Raw genomic sequence first — 21,598 nt, forward strand, 5'->3', positions numbered from 1 at the left:
AGTAATTTGTAGATTTGCCATACATAGGGCTTCTGCAAAGGCATGAAAAAATAATTTGGATGCGAAGAGGTGGGGATTGGCATGAACTTGTCGTTCCGAATATTGGACTGGGATGAAGAAAAACCGTATGAACTTTTGCTGATGGCAGATCCTTCTAAAACGATTGTGGACGAATATCTCAGCAGAGGTGTTTGTTTTATAGCGGAGTATGAAGGAGAGATGGTAGGAGAGTTTGTATTACTTAAGACTCGTCCGGAGACAGCAGAGATTGTGAACATCGCGGTACAGGAGGAATTGCAAGGACAGGGTGTTGGCAAACACATGATTAAGGAGGCTATGGAGGCGGCAAGAAGGCTAGGTTGTCGTATATTGGAGATCGGAACGGGCAATTCCAGCTTCCATCAATTGAAGTTGTACCAACGGTGTGGATTTCGGATTACCGGCGTGGACAGGGACTTTTTTGTAAGACATTATGAGGAAGAGATCATTGAGGACGGCATTCGTTGTGTGGATATGATTCGTCTGGCCGTTGACCTAAATGACATAGCGGATGAGGAGAAGAAGTAGAGCAGAAGTGAAGAATCTGAAGTTTTTGAAGTAAGGGAAGGGTAGGGAGCAAATGTGAACACGCATACGCATGTTGGTGTTTATGGGCTGGCTGTGTGTGAACAATTTTATCTGCTGATCCAGAAGGCTCGTGGGCCATACTACGGAAAATGGGATCTGCCTGGTGGAAGAATGGAATTCGGGGAGCCACCAGAAACTGCATTGAAAAGAGAGTTTGAAGAGGAAACAGGGATCATTCCTTTGCAATGGTCCATTCGTTCTTCACAATCCGTTGTTGTGAATTGGGAGTACCGGGGTGAACCCGAGGAAGTACATCATATCGGTATTTTATACGATGTTATCATCGGACAGAACAATCCGCTGGAACAGATCAAAAGAAATCCTGATGCTGAAGACTCGCTGGGAGCAGCGTGGTTTACATTAGAACAAGTGAAAGATTTGCAATTAACGCCCTTTGCAAAATATATGATGCATCTTTCCCAGAAGGAGAGATAGGACAGTCAGTCAGGAAGCCGCCGGGATTTGCATTCGAGCGGCTTTATTCCATGTTGTATATTGTCAGGGTTCATTCTGAAAAATCCAATTTCTTGTTGAATGACATTTGAATTGGTTAATGTTTAGATGGACGGTTTGTTTTTGGACAGAATGGACCACAATTCTTATTAAGGAGGTATATACGGAAATCAGATCTGGATTTGACCGAATCCAGCGTTTCTGGCTTGCCCAGAATTGCGCCGATTATTCGATTCATCTAATTTATGCATCAATTGAGCTAAAAATAGGAAATGCTCCTGAGCGTAAAAGTTTATAAAATAGAGATTAGAACACGAACTTCTTTGGAAACGGGGAAGAACGTATAACCTTCGAACGGATCAGGACATTATTCGACATCTGTGCGACGGTAGAACTAATCATTGTATTACTTTGATTTTGAAAACGCAGACAAACCTTTGACGGGAGCGTCGGAACAACGTTATTACTACGAACAGCACGATGATTGGACTTCATGAAAAATTTCGCTTAAAATGTTGAACGAACGCGAATTACAGCTTATTCAATGATTTCCGTCAAACCCTATGACAAAATCAAGACGGAGGGAACGTCGATGACGATCGAGAAAGGCAACATGAAACCCTGGGAGAGTTACTATGGTCCCAATATGGGATACGTACAAGAACAGTATGAATTATTCACCCAAGATCCGGGTGCAGTGACACCGGCCTATCGTGAATTGTTCGAGCAATGGGGTGCACCGCCGATGTCTGGCAAGGGTGCAGAGACTCTTTCGAATAGCGGGAATGGTCAAGTTGCTTCTGGAAGTGTTGATATCCAACTATTGCAGAAAGCGGTTACAGCGGGCAAGCTTGTATGGAACATTCGCACGTATGGGCATCTGGCTGCCGATATTGATCCACTCGGGATCAGTGAAGCAACAGATACGTCGTTGCTGGAACCAAAACATTTTCAATTAAATGAGGAAGATTTGAAAGCATTGCCTGCCTCCCTGATCTGGGAAGGGGCAGACGGCCAGACAACGACTGGCTGGGATGCAATCCAACGTCTTCGTCAAATCTATACAGGTCCGATCGCTTACGAATTCAGTCATGTGCATGAAGTACAAGAACGTGAGTGGTTGAATCGCCGTGCGGAATCCCGCACATCACCCGCTCCGCTTACGCAAAATGAACGTACAGCGTTGCTGGAACGCTTGGTTGAAGCTGAACAGTTCGAAGATTTCTTACACAAAACATTTGTTGGACAGAAACGTTTCTCCATTGAGGGGAACGATGTGCTTGTTCCTATGCTGGATGAAGCGGTCCGCCTTATGGCAGAAGCAGGCTCCAGTCATATTCTGATGGGGATGGCTCACCGCGGACGCCTGAACGTTCTCGCTCATGTCCTGGGCAAACCGTACAGCAAAATTTTCTCTGAATTTCATCATGCCCCGAACAAAGACTTGGTTCCATCCGAAGGTTCAACCGGAATCAATTATGGTTGGACGGGGGATGTCAAATACCATATGGGCGCGAACCGTTTTGTAAAAGACGGGGAGACAGTACAGGCTCGCCTGACACTTGCCAACAACCCTAGCCATCTGGAATACGTCAATCCGGTTGTGCAAGGCTTTGCACGTGCTGCCCAGGATGATCGCCGTGAACCGGGTTATCCGAAGCAGGATGTAACGAAGGCAGCGACCATTCTGATGCACGGGGATGCGGCGTTCCCGGGAGAAGGTATTGTAGCCGAAACGCTGAACTTCAAAGCATTGCCAGGGTACCAAAATGGCGGAACGATTCACATCATCGTGAACAACCGTCTTGGTTTCACTACGGACAGCAGTGATTCTCGTTCAACTTATTATGCAAGTGACCTTGCCAAAGGTTATGAAATTCCGATTGTGCATGTTAACGCAGATAACCCTGAGGCTTGTATTGCGGCAATCCGCATGGCAGCGGAGTATCGCAACCGGTTCAAGAAGGATTTCCTGATTGACCTCATCGGGTATCGTCGTTACGGTCATAATGAAACAGATGATCCTGAAACGACTCAGCCGCTCGTGTATGACAAGGTGAAGAATCACCCGACAGTCAGTCATCTGTATCAGGATATGCTTAAAAAGGAATCCGTTATTGATGATGCGTTCATCGCGAGTGTACGTGATGGCGTAGCGGATCGTTTAAAAGAAGCCTATGATCAGATGAAGAAAAATGAAGTGCATGAATACTACCAGCGCAACATCAGTGAGTCTGAGGCAGTCACAATTACGCCAACAGCGGTGCCTTTGGAGCAACTGCGTAGCATTAATGCTGATCTTCTGAAGTGGCCAGAGACTTTTAATGTATATCCTAAATTGCAACGGATTTTGCAACGCCGGAGTACAGCTCTGAATGAAGGGGAAAAAGTAGACTGGAGCCTAGCCGAAACACTGGCATTTGCAACGATATTGGCAGACGGCAAGCCGATCCGTATCAGTGGTCAGGATGCGGAGCGTGCAACCTTCGCTCATCGTAACCTTGTATTGCATGATGCTACGAATGGTGAAAAATTCTGTCCGTTGCATCATCTGCCACAAGCAAAAGCATCGTTTGCGATCTATAACAGCCCACTGTCAGAAGAGTCTGTCGTTGGATTTGAATATGGATACAATGTGTACTCACCAGATACACTCGTCATTTGGGAAGCACAATTTGGTGACTTTGCGAACTGTGCACAGGTCATTTTCGACCAGTTCGTATCAGCAGGTCGTGCAAAATGGTCTCAAAAATCGAGTCTGGTCATGTTGCTGCCACACGCTAACGAAGGCCAAGGGCCAGAACATACAAGCGCACGTCTGGAACGTTTCCTGCAATTGTGTGCGGAAGACAATATGACAGTGGTTAATCTGTCGAGTGCTTCACAGTACTTCCACTTGTTGCGTCGTCAAGCTTCATTAACCGAGACAGAAGATGCACGACCACTTGTGATGATGTCACCAAAAAGCTTGATTCGTAATCCGCGTGTTGCGTCACCAGCTGTGGAATTTAGTGAAGGTAAATTCGAACTTGTGCTGGAGCAACCAGGTCTGGGTACAAAACCGGATCGGGTAGAACGTATTATTTTGTGCAGTGGTAAAGTTGCTATTGATCTGGAAGATGCGATTGAAAAAGAGAAGGGCGATTATTCCTGGCTTCACATCATCCGTGTCGAGCAACTCTATCCGTTCCCAGCCGAAGAGATCAAACGTGTACTCGCACGTTTCAGTCAATTAAAAGAGCTGGTATGGGTGCAGGAAGAGAACAAAAACATGGGTGCATGGACATATATGGAGCCTCGTCTTCGTGAGATCGCGCCTGAAGGCACTACCGTAAGATATGAAGGCCGTCCGGAACATGCAAGTCCTTCCAGCGGTTACCAGCTTGTGCATAGCATGGAGCAACAATTGATTATTACAGCATCGTTGAAACAAACGGCGAAGAATAATATTCCACTGGGGAGGTAACAGCTGTGAGCGAAATTAAAGTACCTGCAATGGGTGAGTCAATAACTGAGGGAACGGTATCCAGATGGATGGTCAAAGAAGGAGACACCGTCAACCAAGGCGATGTTCTGCTTGAATTGGAGACAGATAAAGTCAACATCGAGATCAGTGCTGAAGAGAGTGGTGTACTGGAAAAAATCATTCGTCAAGAAGGCGAGACAGTAGTTATCGGTGAAACGATCGGTACACTTTCGGCTGGGGCAGGGGGCGGAAACGCTCCAGCTGCTTCCGAACCAGCAACGTCCGAATCCAAACCGGCTTCTGCACCAGCTCCGGAAGCTCCAGTAGCACCAGCTGCTGTTGCGGCACCGCCAGAGTCATCCGACAGCAACAAGACAGCGTCTCCTTCTGCACGCAAGCTTGCACGTGAGCGTGGGATTGAACTGGATCAAGTGCAGAGCAAAGATCCGATTGGTCGCGTGTATCAGGATGATGTGAAAAGCCATGGAAGTCAGCCGTCCGCTCCAGTGGCACCGCCGGCAGCTAAAGCTCCTGCTTCCGCGCCTAGTGCTCCAGCAGTCAGTGGCGCAACTTTTGCCAAGCCTGTAGAACGCCAACGTATGTCTCGGCGCCGGGCAACCATTGCAAAACGTCTGGTTGAAGCACAGCAGACTGCAGCGATGTTGACCACATTCAATGAGGTTGACATGACAGCGATCATGGACGTTCGTAAACGTCGCAAGGACAAGTTCAAAGAGAAGCATGATATTAACCTGGGCTTCATGTCTTTCTTTACCAAAGCGGTTGTCGGTGCACTTAAAAAATTCCCAACAATTAATGCAGAAATTGATGGCGAAGACGTTGTACTGAAAAAATTCTACGATATCGGTATTGCGGTGTCTGCCAAAGAAGGTCTGGTTGTTCCGGTTGTACGTGATGCTGACCGTCTGGGCTTTGCCGAAATCGAAAGAAGCATTGCAGATCTGGCGTCCAAAGCACGTTCCAACACGCTCGCATTGTCTGATCTGCAAGGTGGTACATTTACGATTACCAATGGCGGAACATTCGGTTCCCTGTTGTCTACGCCAATCCTGAATACTCCGCAGGTAGGTATTCTCGGGATGCACAAAATTCAGCTTCGCCCAGTGGCGATTGATGCTGAACGGATGGAAAACCGTCCAATGATGTACATCGCTTTGTCCTACGATCACCGGATTATTGATGGAAGCGAAGCTGTACGATTCCTGGTGACTGTAAAAGAATTGCTTGAAGATCCAGAATCATTGTTGATTGAAGGCTAATCATTTCTGAGATTTGGTCTGGACTTTATTTCTCATCCTATGAAACCTGAGATACTTCAATAGAATAAAACCCCCTAAACGAGCACAATACAGACTGTGCTCGTTTAGGGGGTTTTTGCTCGCATTTGAACCGGAATTGAATCAGAAAAAGATTTTTTACATCAAAGCCGTCTGATTCGATTGAATTTCAAATGACGGATCTCTATCGCAATCTTGTTGACTATTATTTTGTGTAGGTTGTTGCTCGATCGTCGGCATATGGCGTTTTAACCAATTCAGGATATCTTGAGTCACTTCGTTACGATTGGTCTCATGGAGCATCTCATGTCGTCCGCCCGGATAAAGACGATATTCTACATCTTGAAGTCCAAGCTTCTGATACTGAGCGTATAGGTTAAGCACACCTTTGCCCCGAAGACCGACAGGATCTAGTTCACCTGAGAACAGAAGAACCGGCTTGTGTTTCGGGATACGTTCCATATGCTGCGGAAGATGGATTTCTAGTAGCAGCTTAAAGAAATCTCGAAAAAAACCAGCGGTACATATCGCTCCACACATGGGGTCGTCGATGAATCGCTGTACTTCCTGCTGGTCACGAGATAACCAGTCAAAGGGGGTTGCGGCTGGCCGGAAAGCGCGGTTAAATCCGCCAAATACAATGGCATTCAGTAACAGGCTTCGATGATTGTCACCTTGAATGCCGCACTGGAGTAGCGCCAGCTTTTCTCCAAACCGAAGCAAGCCTCGTTTGCCGTTTGTGCCGGACAGCACAAATGCGTGGTATCTCTCATGTCCTGCATACATCAGGTGCTGTACCAAAAAGGAACCCATACTGTGCCCCATAAGGAACACAGGAGTACCTGGATGTTGTTTGGCAACTAGCTCGCCCAGATTGACCATATCTTTAGCCATCCAGCGAAATGCGTCCACACCTGCATCACCCAGTGCCTCGGTGCTCTCCACCGTTTTGCCATGCCCCCGATGGTCATTAGCATACACAGCAAAGCCGTGCTTCGTAAGATAACCCGCAAATTCGGCATAACGCGCTGCGGTTTCGCCCATTCCATGCGCGATCTGTACAACGCCTTGAATGTGTTCGTCCGGATCGGGAAGCCAGCAGTATACATGAACACGGGTACCTTCATTGCCTATCAGCGTAAAGGTAGATTCCTGCATTTCGTGTAATTCCTCCTTCACAGGTTATCGTTGACTAAAGCTAAAGAAAGCTAAAGAAAGCTAAAGAAAGCTAAAGAAAGCTAAAGAAAGCTACAACTTAAGGCAGATAGGATCGAAGAACGGTTGTATTGCCACTTAGTGTATAGTTACCCAGATTAGCCGGAAGAAGATAACATTGGCCTGCTTTCAATCCTAGCTGCTCGCCTTCCTCAGAACCACTCCATTCAAGCGCACCCTCACCTTCACACACAACAAGAATGGTGAAGCTGTCCGATGTCGTAGATAACTCCCAGCGTTCAGTCACCACGCCTTTTTCTACTACAAAATAAGGACAAGAAGCAAGCTGGAGCCACTCACCAGGTACAACATTGCTCGTTTTCATCGTTGTCGCTCCTGCACCTTCATAGGCGGTGACATTCAAGGAATCTTCCACATGCAGTTCACGTGGCTTCCCGTCCAGTCCAGGGCGGTTGTAATCATAGATCCGGTACGTTGTATCTGAATTTTGTTGTATTTCTGCTACAACAACCCCGGCACAAAGAGCGTGCACCGTTCCAGCAGGGATGAAGAATGTATCTCCGGCTTCTACAGGTACTTGACGAAGAGTATCCATAACGGTGCCATTCTCCAGCGCCTGTCTCAACCCCTCACGATCTACACCTTCATTAAGGCCGTAAATGATATGGGCACCGGGTTTGGCGTCAAGCACGTACCACATTTCGGTTTTACCCAGTTCACCTGGAGGAAGAGCCTTGTAGTCATCTGTAGGATGAACCTGAACGGAGAGGTCATCGTTACAATCAAGCAGTTTGATTAGCAGAGGGAAGCGTCCGCCTTTTTCAGAGACGCCTTTGGTTCCCAGCCAGGCTGTTCCGAGTTGTTCACGAACCTCATCAAGTCCTTTGCCAGCGAGTGGTCCATTTATTACCTTGGTCGTACCGTTTGCGTGATCTGCGATCATCCAGCCTTCACCAATATGTCCTTCAGGGGGAGTAAGGCCGAATTGCTCCAGCGCTCGACCTCCCCATACACGTTCTTTGAATTCGGGTTGGAATTGTAGCGGGTATGGCGTAGACATGGATATCTCTCCTTAGTATATGAAATGGTGATTCGCTTTAACCAGTTCGGGCCCTTTAACGATCGACATATGCAGATGTATGTTGTGAACGAGTGCAGAATATAGTTGCACCATGTAGGTGGCACTGCGATGTTGGGTGAAGCAGAAAGGCTTGTCCGGTCAATATGTTCAGTGTATTTCATTTGGTACACAAAGCGAATTATTTTATTTTTTTTCAATACCGATTAAATAAGGTGAAGTTTTACGTTGCAACTGGCGGTACATCACAACCTGAGCTTGTTCGACAGGTAAAGCGGCGGCCCATGTGGATACAGCATCAGCTTCCTGGGCGCCACCTTCGTGACCCGGATATAACACGACAGTGATCATACCGCGTGGACGCAATAACATCATAGCAGCTTCAAGTGCTACAATTGTACTCGTTGTTTCGGTGATGATTGAAGCATCCGCTCCTTCAGCAGGTAGGTAGCCTAGATTAAACATAATAGCCCCTACATTACCGATCCAGGCGTCAGGAACGGCTTCGGCCATTCGTGCATGGCTTAATTCCATCATGGAAATGGAACCAAGTTTGCTACTATCAGCATGCTTTCGAATTCTGGCTTGTGCAAGCATTAGTGCTTCGTTCTGGATATCAAATCCGATGACCTGACCACGCTGGCCTACTTGCTTTGCGAGAAACAAAGTATCCGCACCTGTACCCACCGTGGCATCAATGGCGAAATCTCCTGGCTGGAGCCGAGAACCAATCCATTGATGTGCGCAGCTAAGAACCGATAGAAAGCCCATTTATGCCTCCCTCCAATACTTACCCTGCCATGTATCGCGTTCACGCAGTTCGCGGTCGATGGAATTCAGAACTTCCCATTTGTTCAAAGACCACATGGGACCAATAAGCAGGTCGCGCGGGGCATCTCCTGTAAGACGATGAACAATCATTTCTGGTGGGAGCATCTCGAGGGTATCTACAATAAGCTTGATATACTCATCCTGTTCAAGAAATCGAAGCAGACCCGCTTCATATTGCTTAACCATCGGCGTTTTGCGCATCAGATGAAGCAGATGTATCTTAATGCCTTGCACGTCCATATTAGCTACGGCACGACCCGTATCCAGCATCATTTCGTGTGTTTCTTGCGGCAAGCCATATATGATGTGTGTACAGACCCGGATGTTGTGTTTGCGCAATTTTCCTACAGCTTCTTCATAACACGCCGTATCATGTGCACGATTGATCAAATTCGAAGTGGAATCATGAATCGTTTGCAGTCCCATCTCTACCCATAAATAAGTGCGCTGATTAAGCTCTGCCAGATACTCCACAACATCATCCGGTAAACAGTCCGGGCGAGTAGCTATGGATAAACCGACAACGCCGGGCTGTTGTAAAATTTCTTCAAAATATTCACGCAGTTCTTCGACTGGTGCATAGGTGTTGGTGTACGCCTGAAAATAACCGATATAGTGAGCCGAAGGCCATTTCAAATGTTGCCTGTCGCGAATCGTATTGAACTGGCTGACGAGGTCTTCGCGTCTGCTTCCTGCAAAATCACCTGAACCCCGTGCACTGCAAAAGGTACAGCCCCCTTTGGCAATGGAGCCATCCCGATTCGGGCAGGTGAACCCGGCATCCAGCATCACTTTGAATACTTTGTTATTAAATTGATCGCGCATTTCATAATTCCAGGTATGGAACCGTTTATCCCCCCACATGAGTGGGGACTGTGTAGCCGGTGCATTCATTTTCAAGGTACTCCTTTGAGGTCTATGGCTTAAAATATAGTACTTTTTTGGTTCATTTCTTATTCTGTAATATCATACCTGAGCAGGGTATGCAGCTGCTGTGCGGTTTTCGTCATTTATTGTACCAAAAATCCGAAAAAAAGGGGAATGCAAACGAAAAAAAAGGCCGTCAAATCAAGGGTTTTTACTTGATGTAGTTTACACCTTATGTTATATTTAAATCAGCGTCAGACACCATCCAGTGAGTAGTTTTCATCGTGGCATTTGAATGAATGTTGACGTCATGGATCATACTATACCGTGAGGTGATATGAATGAATTCCCAAGTTAAAAATAATGAATTCCAGCATGTATCTGTTGAACTGACGGCAGAAGAGGCGCTGGCCCTGACAGGCGTTCGTTTTAATGGAAATCCGAAAGTGAAAGCGGCTGCAAGACAAAAAGTTCGCGATGCTTTCGAAAAGACATTTGATTTTTCACACCAAGATAAGGTAGACTATGAACTACTAAAGTAGTTGGACCCCAATTCCAAATAAATCGAAAAGGGAATCTTTGAGATTTGCCCAACGTGGCAGGTCCGGAGATTCCTTTTTCATTGCTCTTTACAATTGGCCGGTTCTTCGGCAAAATGAGTCTAGGACAAGTATGGACAAACGGAGGAATAACATGCGTTTACGTGGTAGAAAAGGCATTAGAGAAAATCTGGAGCAACAAGAGGATCTGGTTGTACTGGAGCCAAAGCAACATAAAGGCCAGTGGGCCGAGCTGTTTGGCAATGATCATCCGATCTTTGTCGAGTTTGGCATGGGTAAAGGTCAATTTATCAGCCAAATGAGTTATAAATATCCCCAATATAATTTTATCGGTATCGATATGTATGATGAGCTCGTTCGTCGTGCCAGTGAGAAGGCGCGTAACGCCTGGAGTCAAGCTGAGATAGAGACACCCCCGAACCTGAAGCTGGCGCTCGCGAACATCGAACAGATCGAAGAGGTGTTTGAGCCTCAGGAACTGGAACGCATTTATTTGAATTTTAGTGATCCGTGGCCAAAAGCAAAACATGCACGCCGCCGGTTAACACACCCACGCTTCTTGAAAAAATACATTGAGTTACTGAATCCCAAAGGGCAGATTCATTTTAAAACGGATTCAGAAACGTTGTTTGAGTTCTCTCTGAACTCAATCGCTGATTTCGGCTTGCAGATGACGAATTTGTCCCTGAACCTGCACCGTGATGGCTTGAATGAAGAACATGTCATGACCGAGTATGAACAAAAATTCATGGGTAAAGGCATGAACATTCACCGGGTCGAAGTGATTGTAGGGGAAGAGGCTTTGCGAGAGTACAATGAAATGCGTCTGGATAAGTACAAAGTGCGTGAAGCGACAGACGAATCTGGCGAGGATCAGGACGAAGCATAAAAAAGGCGGTATCTGAGGGCAAATGCATTGCTCCAAGATACCGCTCTTTTTTTATAAATAGAGGTTACAGATGCTCAGAATGAAGCTCTTTACGGCGATAATCGTTAGGGGTCACGCCGTTCAACTTTTTAAACATCCGATAAAAATAAGAGCTGTTGGTAAAACCGGTTCGCTCGGCGATATCCGCAACGGAATTTTCGGTCTGCACGAGCATATGTTGTGCTTTAGCAATGCGTGTCTCATTAATGACATCTGTAAGTCCTTTCAATGTGAGCTGTTTATATAACCTGCTGACGTAGATTGGCGACATGCTTAGTTCCTCTGCGATTGAGGTTAAGCACAGATTCGGGTCAGCATAATCCCGTTCAACAATATCGTTGATTCTCCGAATGAGTTCCTCATGCTTAAGTGTGCGTTTTTCCTCTACTTTGGAGCCGAGTTCGTCAAACATCCGATAAAAATGTTCATGCACCTCGCTGAGATCCTCAGCATTTTTCACAGGAAGCATCAAACTGCCTGAAACGGAATCCAGTGTAAGTTGATTGTTTTTCTTGAGGGTATTGCGAACATGATTAAGGGTCATCGTCAGATGGGACAGAGCGAGTTGAAAGACGGTAAACGGATAGGCGGCCGTTTCACTCACGATATCTGCGTATATTAGCTTGGCTTCTTCAGTCTTGCCCGTCATTAAGCATTCCACAAGCTGTCTTTCTTTGCCTGCGGGAAAAGTATACTCTTTGCTCTGATACGCCATAATGCCTGTGGTATGAATCAAGCAACCTGGTCCCATGAACAGGCGATGCAGCGATGCTTCAGCGGAACGAGCGTAACCTTCAATACATTCCTGCAGTGAATTTTCTTCTGGACCCAGCGTACAGGAGATGGAACATTTGAGATGAGTCATGACTGCCGCCTGCATCATACGTAGCAATTCCTCAATTTGATGAGAAGCCGAAGCTTCATTTTCTGACAAAGAATCATTTTCTGATTTTTTATTAAACAGAAGCGTAATCAGGTCACCGCCCATATCCACTGCTTCCACATAATAGTGAATATCCGCGGTTTCGGTGCAAATGTTCATCATCGCGTATTTGACAAGCTTGGTATCATCCCGATAAGTCTCGCAAAATTCCGTAAAATGGTCGATGCGCAAAAGCACCATTCTTGAGGGGGAATGTACATCAATGGGGGAACCGTAGAACCTCATCCGCTCTTCCAGCATATTGCAGGTCACGGTTTCCCTTCCTTGTAGTGCACCTCGTAAAAAATCCTGCCTGAGCAAGTGCAGACTACCCCGGCGTTCGGCTTCCATCACGCGCATACGGACAAGTACGTTGTTGATCGGGTGATATAGCTTGCGCGATACCAGATAAGAGAGAATCAAACCCGCAGCCAGTAGCCCTAGGCAAAATAACAGGGTGTGCGTGCGCATCCCGCGAATATCGGCTGTAATCACGTCATAGGGGGTGATTCGTACGTAACGCCATCCTAGACTGTCTGGAGCGGTGTAGGTGATGAGCGACTTTTCCCCATCCACTTGCTCGGTAAAATAAGCAGAATGCTCCGTATCTTGCATGATTGGACGCATGAAGGTTTCGTTTGCGAGATGGTTAAGCAACGGGCGATCACCAAAATCGGACAACAAGTCGCCTTGTTCATTCACAATGAATGTTTTGCCAGGCTGGTCTGCCGCATTCATATTGGGACTAAGCCAGTCATCCTTAATGTTGACGATAACGGCGTAATTGAGCTTGGCGTTGTCGTTAATGGTGTCGTAGCACAGGTAAGTGTAACTGTTCACCTCACTGGCTTCGGTTGAGCCGACCTTATACGTGCGCGGAATAGGCACAAAGGGTTTATAGTCATGGAAACGATCCAGAATATGTTTGATCCCCTGGTCATCGATCTCGGATATAGACTGCTGCCCATTGCGAACCCCGTCGGAACTGATAAAAAATTCACTGCTTTTCGAGTTATATACATAGATGGATTCAATAAAAGGAAGAGACATGCGGTAATTATCGAGTTGCTCCATGGCCGAAGTGATCTGATAGATACTGGGTTTGGAATAGAGCATCAGGGAAGAAATCGTGTAGTCCTGATATATTTGGTAGGAGAGTGACTTGGCGCTTTCCGTCATTTTGGCCACTTCACGGCTGGTCTGGGTAAGACTGTTCACATCAGTACGATAGACCTGGCGTAGGGCAATTCGATTGTAGTTAACATATAGAATGGCTGATGCCACAAGCAGCGTTGCGGCAGTGCTGATAATAATACCGATCAGAATCCGCGTGAATACTTTCTGACTATCCTCTGAACGTTTGCGCATTCTTTTTCCCCCTCGTACCTCCTGATATAAGTGAACTGCTGTATTTTTCATAAGAAATACTGAATTTCATATGTAGCAAAACAGAAGAGCAAGGTAACTTGAATTATATATTATGTATGCGTTTACATCAATGCTGTACAAGCGTTTTGGTTCCTTTTCCCTAGATAAAGTTCAACTTTCGCGGAATTGTTCATCCGGCTGGAACTATGCACGATATCAACTTTTGTGAACGTACATGCGTTCATTTCATAATTAGTACATATTGTTCACTTCTCCATTCGCAGTATCGTTCACCAATGGGAGGAAGCTTCAGTATTCATTAACGAAGAAGTCAGTCTACAATGAATTCAGAGCTTCACCGTTACATTTTGGGAGGGATCGAGCCATGCTCAAAGAATTGAACAAAAACAAAATCATGTTTCTGATGCTGCTACCCACGCTGATCTTTTTTCTCATTAACTCGTATTTTCCGATGGTCGGTATTTACTACGCATTTACCAGTTATGATTTTGCAGGAGGGTTATTCGGAAGCCCGTTTGTCGGGTTAGACAACTTTAAATTTCTCTGGCAATCGGGAATGCTGTTGAAACTTACGACTAATACCGTAGGGTATAACCTGGCTTTCATTATATTAGGTAATGGTCTCGCGATCTTTTGTGCGATCATGCTCAGTGAAATCCGGGGCAAGTTGTTCAAAAAAATAACCCAGTCCGTCATGTTCCTGCCGTACTTTATCTCTTTTGTTCTATTAAGTGTAATCGCTTACAACATGTTTAACTATGAATCCGGGTTTGTGAATACCGTGCTCAAACGTTTTGAGGCAGGGCCGGTGGATATCTACAACACACCATGGATATGGGTGTTTCTCATCATTATCTTTTATTTGTGGAAAAACCTCGGGTACAGCATGGTCATCTATCTGGCCGCTATAACGGGAATAAGTGACGAGTATTATGAAGCGGCGCGCATTGACGGGGCGAATATCTTTCAGCGGATCTGGTACATCACAGTGCCGATGCTCAAACCAACGTTTGTCATTCTCCTGTTATTCTCGCTTGGCAGCATCATGAAAGGACAGTTTGACCTGTTCTATCAATTGATCGGGAATAACGGCGTGCTCTACAACGCTACGGATATCATTGATACGTATGTCTATCGTTCATTGAAAGTAACCTTTGATATCGGTATGGCAACGGCAGCCGGCTTGTACCAATCGTTATTCGGGTTCATTCTCATCATGACGGTCAACTACATTATTCGCAAAATTAACGAGGATTACGCCTTGTTCTAGAATAAGCACGCCCATAGGGCAGAAGGGAGAACAACGATGAGCACACAAAAGCATACCCAAAGACGGATACGGACCCAGACTCGTGCCAAAGATTCGGAATTCAACTTGGCTTTTCAGCTCATTGCCTATGGTATCATCATTGTTTTGTCATTGATGTGTCTGCTTCCATTCCTGCTCATTTTGTCAGGTTCATTCAGCAGCAACGAATCGATCGTGCGGGATGGGTATCATCTTTTTCCAACACACTTCTCTCTGGAAGGTTACAAAATGGTATTCAAATTCCCGACACAGGTACTCAAAGCGTATGGAGTAACGGTGTTCACCACGGTTGTGGGAACGACACTGGGCCTGTTTTTTATCACCATGGCGGGATTTGTGCTCCAGCGTAAAGATTTCAAATACCGGAACACGTTCTCCTTTTTCATTTACTTCACAACGTTGTTTGGCGGAGGCCTTGTGCCTTGGTACATTATGCTGGCGAACTACTTCAATCTGACGGATACGTACACCGTACTGATTTTCCCGGGGTTAATGACACCATTTTTGATCATTCTGATGAAAAACTTTATTCGCTCCGCGGTGCCGGATGAACTGATCGAATCGGCGAAGATTGACGGTGCCAACGATTTCCGGATCTATTTCAGCATTGTGTTAAAACTGGCGATGCCGGGCATTGCAACCGTTGGACTGTTTCTTGCTCTGGGGTATTGGAATGACTGGTTTACATCATCCTTGTTTATCAATAACCCGGATATGTACCAGCTCCAATTTTATTTGTACAACACGATGAATACGATTACCTTCATTGACCAGATGGCGATTGGTACGGGTGTAACGCTTAGTCAAGACGTTCCAACAGAGTCGACCAAGATGGCGATGGCGATTATCGTAACAGGCCCGATTTTGTTCCTGTATCCGTTTGTTCAACGTTATTTTGTCAAAGGACTCACCATTGGAGCCGTAAAAGGTTAGAACGTACACACGCTGGGGACTTCAGGCTACCGAGGATATGGATGGTCTGATGCATAGCGGGTCTGCGCTAACATATAGGTTTAACACAAAAAGGGAGGATGCATATGCGTAAAAAAATGATTCGGCACCTGTCTGTGGTAATTGTTATGATGTTATTTGCTGGCGTGCTGGCGGCGTGTAACGGCGGCGGTTCTGGAGGGAATACGCAAGGTAATGCTCAGGGAGGCACGTCGGACAACAAAGGCGAGAAAGTAACCCTGCAATTTTATATGCTTGGAGATGCTCCGAAAGACCTGCCTGTGATTGAGTCGGAGATTAACAAGCTTGCTGAGGCCGATCTGAACGTAAATGTAAAATTCAACTTTACGTCCTGGACGGACTGGGATCAAAAATATAAATTGCTGCTGTCTTCCGGACAGCCGATTGACTTAATCTTTACAGCAGACTGGACGAACTACCAGTCTTACGCGAAGAAAGGTGCTTTCCTGCCGCTGGATGAACTGTTGGCAAAAACACCAAAGCTCAAATCTCATGTCCCGGATGATATGTGGAATGCGGTGAAGATTAACGACAAAATCTACACGGTTCCATCCACGTGGATTGAATACGTGACGGAAGGTATTGCATACCGTGAAGACCTGCGCGAAAAGTATAATCTGCCGAAGCCGGAATCGATGGAAACGCTCGAAGCATACCTGGACGGCATCAAGGCAAATGAGCCCAATATGATTCCGATTGCAGACAGTAATGCAAACCATACGCATGGTGTTCGTCAATTGACTTCCAAACTGGTAAATACGGCGGGTCAGCTTCCATATGGCCTGGATATTATGTATGATACACCATCTACAGTGACGTCCTACTGGGGCTCGCCACAGCATCTGGAAGACCTGAAAACATACAAACGTTGGATGGATAAAGGCTTTTTTCCCAAAAACGTACTGAATGTGAAGGATACATCCAATTCCTTGTTGCAAAATGGTAAAGCAGCTGTCATTCTCGCTGGTGAGAATCCGAACAAATTCAATTCCGATGTGATCAAGGTTCAGTCCACTCACCCGGACTGGAAGCTCGGATATTTCCCTTATCCGAATGCGAAAGGCTTTGCACAGCCGGTACATCCGATTCACAACGGTTTTGCTATTCCGCGGAGCAGTAAAAATCCGGAAAGAGCACTGGAATTTTACGAGAAGCTTGTAACCGACAAACGTTATAACTGGCTGACCGAGTATGGTGTGGAAGGCAAAAACTTCGAAGTCAAAGACGGATACTATCATATGATTGGCGATGCACAAAGCAATGGTTTCCCGCGTGAAGGCATGAATGGCTGGGCATGGCGTAATCCGGAGTTTATGCTGTATGACAAGAGCTTTGATGATGTACTCACTATGTTCAAAGACCTTGATAAGATCAAAAAACCCGATATCTTCACTGGTTTTGCCGAGGACTGGACACCTTATCAAGCGGAGAAAGCGGCTTTGGAACAAGTTGAGAAGCAATATCTGTATCCACTTAACGTAGGCCTTGTTGCAGATGTAGAGGGCGGTTTGAATACGTTTATGGAAAAAGCAAAACAAGCCGGTCTGGACAAAATTCAGTCCGAGTATACAAAACAATGGCAGGAGTACCTGAAATCTGCTGGTATACAATAAGCGTGTGGTTAATTTTCAGACTTAAGAAAAAAAGGTGCCTTCCGTTTCGAAGGCACCTTTCTCTTCGTTATAAGAGACAAGAAGGACGGGATTTTCAAACTGTAAAAGGTTATAAACGGGTCGACTCTGATGATACCGGCCGCATATCCTGTAACAAATTCATAATAGACTGTGCGCTTTCCATCGGATGTACTTTGGCAATCTCGGCCAGATGGCGTTTCCGCTTCTGGAGCACCTCTGGATAGTGATGCAGCAGTTTGTTCATCCACTTTACAACCACATCAAGGGAGGTAATTCGTTCACCCAATCCTCTGGCCGTAAAATAATGGACATTCTCTTCCTCCTGACCCGGGATCGGATTATGAAACAGCATCGGAATACCTTTTGCCAAACCCTCACTGCAAGTCATTCCGCCTGGTTTTGTAATGAGTAGATCAGAGACTTCCATTAATTTATCAATTTCCGTTGTATACCCGATAATGTGGATATTTTCTTGCTGGAACAGTGGGTCCTGTTCCATGCTAATCCGTATCTTGTCATTACGTCCGAGACAGAAAATAATCTGGATATCTTCATGCCAGCGTGCTAATAATTGGTGAACCACTTTGTCACTGAGCATTCCCCAACCACCGCCCATAACAAGCACGGTAGGCATTTTTTTTAAGTTAAATCTGGATCGGATCTCGTCATGCACGGGATGCTCCCAGAAGTTTGGGTGCACCGGGATACCGGTTACCTTGATTTTCTCTACGGATACGCCTCGATGCATCAACTTGGATTTAACTTCGTCAGAGGAGACGAGATACAGATCCACTTCAGGACTGATCCATGTACCATGTGCGTCATAATCCGTTAAAACGTTACATAAAGGCACCTTCGTACCTAACCGCTTTAACCTGGATATAACCGCACTTGGAATCGGGTGCGTGCAGACAATAGCATCCGGATGCAACTGACGCACCACACTGCGGGTATGGGTGTAAAACACTTTGTGCAGTGCAAGAGTTGTTAACCGATTCAATGGCTTTTTATATTGCTGTCTGTACATGTATCCAACAAGTTTGGGTTGATTGGTCACCGTTCTTTTGTACGCATTAATGATAAGTGGTGCAACTTTCGGGTTAAGAAAGCTTCCGAGTTCAAGCACTTTGGTCTGGATATTCGGCGACAGTTTTCGTAAGTGGCTGGACAATGCATAAGCAGCCTGGGTATGTCCTGCGCCAAATCCCTCAGATAATAGTAAGATTCTTTTTTTCTCCACGCTTGCTTCACCTGTTCCTGCTAGGTTTTCCTGAGTCTAACATATCGGCTTTAAGCCCAGAATGCAACTGTAGCAAGTGCGACTAAAGTACCGATTGTGGCTCCTGCCAACACATCGGACGGATAGTGTAGCCCCAGATAGATTCGAGAGAATCCGACAATAAGGGCCACAGGAAGCAAAGTCAGCAATAGAAACGGCTCAGTAGTCATAAAGGGTACTGTAACCGAAAAAATAGCGGTTGTATGCCCCGACGGAAACGAATGGTCTGTCAGTGGGTTGCGAAACGTTATTGTATCAGGCAAGGCCAGATAAGGTCGAATGCGAGGATACAATTTTTTGGCAATGGCTACAGGAATATGACTTACCGCTAATGCGATGCAGGCTTGAAGCCCGGTCGTACTCCAGGGAGCCGGGGCCAGTAGCCAGATTAACAAAGATACTGCAATGGAAGAAGTTGCTCCACCGAGATGGGTGAAATAGTACAGCCAGAAATTCATAAATCGATTATGAAGCCGGCCGTTAATCCACATAAACACATTACGATCGTACTTTTGAAACTTTAAGAAAAAACGGCTCATATTGGCCTCCTGCCAGTCAGGCCGTCCCGAGGACGGCAGTATTTCCGGGATGTTACCCGTGTCGGTTTGCCACCTGTGTAGTATATAACCGATTTTGAAGGTCTTGAGGTTATTTCAGGCATATGTTTATCATATTTTTAAATGTTGTCCTTTTCAAGAAGAAGACATGTAAAGAACGTAAAATTCATGTAAAAGAGTGGATGAAAAACCAATGGTCTTTTTTGACTTCATTCTGCGAAAAAAGATACAATGATTCAACATGGCTGAAATGAGGTAAAAAAATGTGAGTTTTAGATTAAACTTTTTGGTGGCCATTTACGTTATTTGATGTAGAGAGACGGTTCAGTTGCAGGAAGCCACATCAAAAAGAAGGGACTTTAGAAATAAAAATCAAGAAAACGGCTGAAAATAAGATATATCAGGCATGAATGCGAGGTTGTGGCATCACGGAGTGGCTATTCAGCGTTTAAAGTTCACATTTCTGCTTCAGAAAGTGGAATTGGGGTTTTGACAAATTGCTGAAAAGAATACAGAATCGATAAAGCAGCCAACTGGTCGCAACCATGATTTGAAACATTGTCTGAATGATTGACGTAGTACACAAAAGCACAGGGTCATATTCTGCAATTACAAAAAAAATAAAATGCAGAATCAGGAAGAGAAATGCTAAAGTAATCTGGGTTTTATCTAAAAGGGGGTAACAGAGAACGATGTTGGACGCTATATTCGTCACGCTGCAGGTCATTCTGGCGCTGCTTGCCGTGTACCAATTCACGTTTTCGCTGTTCGGTCTGTATAAGAAAAAGAAAAAGAAAAATTATCCTGCAACAAAATCATTTGCTGTGCTGGTTGCTGCTCACAATGAGGAACAGGTTATCGGTGCGTTGATGGAAAACCTGAAGGAACTGGATTATCCGAGAGATCTGTACGATGTATTTGTCATCTGTGACAACTGTACAGACAGCACGGCAGAAATCGTTCGTCAGCATGGCTGGAATGCATGTGTACGTACGAATCCAGACTTGAGAGGTAAAGGGCACGCTATCGAGTGGATGCTTAAATACCTGTGGGATTTGCCTCGCCAGTATGATGCGGTTGTTATGCTTGATGCTGATAATCTGGTTGAGCAAAACTTCTTGCTTGAAATGAATAATGACTTGTGCAATGGAGCACGTGTTATTCAGGGATACATCGATACGAAAAATCCTGAAGATTCATGGATCACTGCGGCTTATGGTGTATCGTACTGGTACATCAACCGGCTATGGCAGTTGTCTCGTCACAACCTGAACATGGCGAATTTCCTCGGCGGTACAGGGATGTGCTTCGAGACCAATCTGCTAAAAGAAATTGGCTGGGGCGCTACAAGCCTTGTGGAAGACCTGGAGTTTACGATGCGAAGTGTACAGCGTAATGTGTATCCGGTGTTTAACTATGATGCCAAGGTTTTCGATGAGAAACCATTGACATTTAAAGCTTCAGCTAGACAACGTTTGCGCTGGATGCAAGGGCACTTTACGGTAGCGAGAAGATACTTTTTCCCATTGTTATGGCAGTCAATCAAGGAAAGAAGTCTGGTCAAGTTTGATCTGGCTGTGTACGGTGCCAACGTCTATGTGGTGCTACTAACCTTCCTGTTGACGGCTGTAATGTCAATCGATATTTATGTATTGGACGGCCCGCATATCGCTAACATTTATGGATATTTCCCATTATGGGTTGGATTCATAGCGATCGGCATGAACGTGTTAACGTTCCTGTTGTCTATGGCACTCGAAAAAGTTAAGTTTGCTAAAGTGTATCTGTATCTGATTCTGTTCCCGATTTATTTGTTGTCATGGTATCCAATTACGTTTTATGCGTTCTTTACGCAAAACAACAAACAATGGAGCCACACGCAACATACACGTGTTGTGCGTCTGGATGAAGTACAGAGCAAACAAGGCTAACTTTTGGATAGATTAATTGGTGAACCTTTGCATAGCTATGAATGTTGTCACATTCTTTTTACAAAAAAGTGTTTTGTATGTTGACAATGTTTGTTGGCAGATGTTATAGTATTCAAGTGCGTTAAACAAATAGCAAAATGGAATCACAAGCAGAAGTCCGACTTCTCACCTGACCAACATACGTTGGCTGGTCAACGATCCCAATAATTTATGAAGTGTATACTCATGAAGAATTGTGTTGATTACAGGGATGTCGGTAGCTTGACCGGCATCCCTTTTATTTTTGTGTAACAGGATATTCAAAATGACCTGGAGGTGGAC

At 45.5% G+C, this 21,598-nt stretch carries 17 protein-coding genes; 10 read left to right on the forward strand and 7 right to left on the reverse strand.

The window, feature by feature from the left end; all coding sequences use genetic code 11:
- Positions 1–81 precede the first annotated feature (81 nt).
- From FS818_RS01235 to odhB, 4 genes are all read left to right on the forward strand, one after another.
- Entirely contained in the window at positions 82–567 is a 486-nt protein-coding gene (locus tag FS818_RS01235; protein ID WP_123065105.1) for a GNAT family N-acetyltransferase, read from the forward strand.
- A 54-nt stretch (positions 568–621) separates the two neighbouring features.
- A complete protein-coding gene (locus FS818_RS01240) occupies positions 622–1,062 on the forward strand; it encodes an NUDIX domain-containing protein (RefSeq protein WP_145328885.1) in 441 nt (146 codons plus the stop codon).
- 610 nt (positions 1,063–1,672) lie between these two features.
- Positions 1,673–4,546: a 2-oxoglutarate dehydrogenase E1 component gene (locus tag FS818_RS01245; protein WP_145328887.1), complete on the forward strand. Its 2,874-nt coding sequence runs from the start codon at positions 1,673–1,675 to the stop codon at positions 4,544–4,546.
- Between the two features lie 5 nt (positions 4,547–4,551).
- Positions 4,552–5,826 (forward strand): 2-oxoglutarate dehydrogenase complex dihydrolipoyllysine-residue succinyltransferase, encoded by a 1,275-nt coding sequence (gene odhB, locus FS818_RS01250; protein ID WP_145328889.1) that lies wholly within the window; start codon positions 4,552–4,554, stop codon positions 5,824–5,826.
- 156 nt (positions 5,827–5,982) lie between these two features.
- On the opposite strand, the gene FS818_RS01255 is transcribed toward odhB, so the two are convergent.
- The 4 genes from FS818_RS01255 to mnmL all read right to left on the reverse strand — a co-directional run bounded on the left by FS818_RS01255 (position 5,983) and on the right by mnmL (position 9,823).
- Positions 5,983–7,002 carry an alpha/beta fold hydrolase gene (locus tag FS818_RS01255; RefSeq protein ID WP_145328891.1) on the reverse strand — a complete coding sequence of 340 codons (1,020 nt, stop codon included), beginning with the start codon at positions 7,000–7,002 and terminating at the stop codon, positions 5,983–5,985.
- 97 nt (positions 7,003–7,099) lie between these two features.
- The gene (locus FS818_RS01260; RefSeq protein WP_145328893.1) at positions 7,100–8,080 is read right to left on the reverse strand and encodes a type I phosphomannose isomerase catalytic subunit; all 981 of its coding nucleotides are present in this window, start codon (positions 8,078–8,080) and stop codon (positions 7,100–7,102) included.
- Between the two features lie 204 nt (positions 8,081–8,284).
- A complete protein-coding gene (gene mnmM, locus FS818_RS01265; RefSeq protein ID WP_145328895.1) occupies positions 8,285–8,869 on the reverse strand; it encodes a tRNA 5-(aminomethyl)-2-thiouridylate-methyltransferase MnmM in 585 nt (194 codons plus the stop codon).
- Positions 8,870–9,823, reverse strand: a complete 954-nt coding sequence (gene mnmL / locus FS818_RS01270) for a tRNA modification radical SAM protein MnmL/YtqA (RefSeq protein ID WP_145328897.1) — start codon at positions 9,821–9,823, stop codon at positions 8,870–8,872.
- 314 nt (positions 9,824–10,137) lie between these two features.
- On the opposite strand from mnmL, the gene FS818_RS01275 reads away from it, so the two are divergent.
- Complete coding sequence (locus tag FS818_RS01275; RefSeq protein ID WP_090922175.1) at positions 10,138–10,338, forward strand: hypothetical protein; 201 nt, start codon at positions 10,138–10,140, stop codon at positions 10,336–10,338.
- 151 nt (positions 10,339–10,489) lie between these two features.
- A complete protein-coding gene (gene trmB / locus FS818_RS01280; RefSeq protein ID WP_145328899.1) occupies positions 10,490–11,245 on the forward strand; it encodes a tRNA (guanosine(46)-N7)-methyltransferase TrmB in 756 nt (251 codons plus the stop codon).
- A 64-nt stretch (positions 11,246–11,309) separates the two neighbouring features.
- Here trmB and FS818_RS01285 read toward each other — a convergent pair whose 3' ends face one another.
- Complete coding sequence (locus tag FS818_RS01285) at positions 11,310–13,574, reverse strand: AraC family transcriptional regulator (RefSeq protein ID WP_186375391.1); 2,265 nt, start codon at positions 13,572–13,574, stop codon at positions 11,310–11,312.
- 385 nt (positions 13,575–13,959) lie between these two features.
- Here FS818_RS01285 and FS818_RS01290 point away from each other — a divergent pair, with 385 nt between their 5' ends.
- From FS818_RS01290 to FS818_RS01300, 3 genes are all read left to right on the forward strand, one after another.
- Entirely contained in the window at positions 13,960–14,865 is a 906-nt protein-coding gene (locus FS818_RS01290) for an ABC transporter permease (protein WP_090922181.1), read from the forward strand.
- Positions 14,866–14,901: 36 nt separating this feature from the next.
- The gene (locus FS818_RS01295; protein ID WP_260984474.1) at positions 14,902–15,837 is read left to right on the forward strand and encodes a carbohydrate ABC transporter permease; all 936 of its coding nucleotides are present in this window, start codon (positions 14,902–14,904) and stop codon (positions 15,835–15,837) included.
- A 98-nt stretch (positions 15,838–15,935) separates the two neighbouring features.
- The gene (locus tag FS818_RS01300) at positions 15,936–17,489 is read left to right on the forward strand and encodes an ABC transporter substrate-binding protein (RefSeq protein ID WP_145328903.1); all 1,554 of its coding nucleotides are present in this window, start codon (positions 15,936–15,938) and stop codon (positions 17,487–17,489) included.
- A 109-nt stretch (positions 17,490–17,598) separates the two neighbouring features.
- Here the strand turns inward: FS818_RS01300 and FS818_RS01305 are convergent, their stop codons facing one another.
- On the reverse strand, positions 17,599–18,750 hold the full coding sequence (locus FS818_RS01305) for an MGDG synthase family glycosyltransferase (protein ID WP_145328905.1): 1,152 nt from the start codon (positions 18,748–18,750) through the stop codon (positions 17,599–17,601).
- A gap of 50 nt (positions 18,751–18,800) precedes the next feature.
- A complete protein-coding gene (locus FS818_RS01310) occupies positions 18,801–19,328 on the reverse strand; it encodes a phosphatase PAP2 family protein (RefSeq protein ID WP_145328907.1) in 528 nt (175 codons plus the stop codon).
- Positions 19,329–20,038: 710 nt separating this feature from the next.
- Between FS818_RS01310 and FS818_RS01315 the strand changes: the two genes are divergently transcribed.
- A complete protein-coding gene (locus tag FS818_RS01315; protein WP_090922190.1) occupies positions 20,039–21,277 on the forward strand; it encodes a glycosyltransferase family 2 protein in 1,239 nt (412 codons plus the stop codon).
- Positions 21,278–21,598 lie beyond the last annotated feature (321 nt).

The sequence above is a fragment of the Paenibacillus xylanexedens genome, assembly GCF_007680605.1.
In the GTDB taxonomy this organism is placed as follows: domain Bacteria; phylum Bacillota; class Bacilli; order Paenibacillales; family Paenibacillaceae; genus Paenibacillus; species Paenibacillus xylanexedens_B.

Coding starts and splice junctions, on each gene's coding strand:
- FS818_RS01235 (WP_123065105.1), top strand. CDS start 82: ATGAACTTGTCGTTCCGAATATTGGACTGGGATGAAGAAAAACCGTAT.
- FS818_RS01245 (WP_145328887.1), top strand. CDS start 1,673: ATGACGATCGAGAAAGGCAACATGAAACCCTGGGAGAGTTACTATGGT.
- FS818_RS01255 (WP_145328891.1), bottom strand. CDS start 7,002: ATGCAGGAATCTACCTTTACGCTGATAGGCAATGAAGGTACCCGTGTT.
- FS818_RS01260 (WP_145328893.1), bottom strand. CDS start 8,080: ATGTCTACGCCATACCCGCTACAATTCCAACCCGAATTCAAAGAACGT.
- mnmM (WP_145328895.1), bottom strand. CDS start 8,869: ATGGGCTTTCTATCGGTTCTTAGCTGCGCACATCAATGGATTGGTTCT.
- mnmL (WP_145328897.1), bottom strand. CDS start 9,823: ATGAATGCACCGGCTACACAGTCCCCACTCATGTGGGGGGATAAACGG.
- FS818_RS01275 (WP_090922175.1), top strand. CDS start 10,138: ATGAATTCCCAAGTTAAAAATAATGAATTCCAGCATGTATCTGTTGAA.
- trmB (WP_145328899.1), top strand. CDS start 10,490: ATGCGTTTACGTGGTAGAAAAGGCATTAGAGAAAATCTGGAGCAACAA.
- FS818_RS01285 (WP_186375391.1), bottom strand. CDS start 13,574: ATGCGCAAACGTTCAGAGGATAGTCAGAAAGTATTCACGCGGATTCTG.
- FS818_RS01290 (WP_090922181.1), top strand. CDS start 13,960: ATGCTCAAAGAATTGAACAAAAACAAAATCATGTTTCTGATGCTGCTA.
- FS818_RS01295 (WP_260984474.1), top strand. CDS start 14,902: ATGAGCACACAAAAGCATACCCAAAGACGGATACGGACCCAGACTCGT.
- FS818_RS01300 (WP_145328903.1), top strand. CDS start 15,936: ATGCATATGCGTAAAAAAATGATTCGGCACCTGTCTGTGGTAATTGTT.
- FS818_RS01310 (WP_145328907.1), bottom strand. CDS start 19,328: ATGAGCCGTTTTTTCTTAAAGTTTCAAAAGTACGATCGTAATGTGTTT.
- FS818_RS01315 (WP_090922190.1), top strand. CDS start 20,039: ATGTTGGACGCTATATTCGTCACGCTGCAGGTCATTCTGGCGCTGCTT.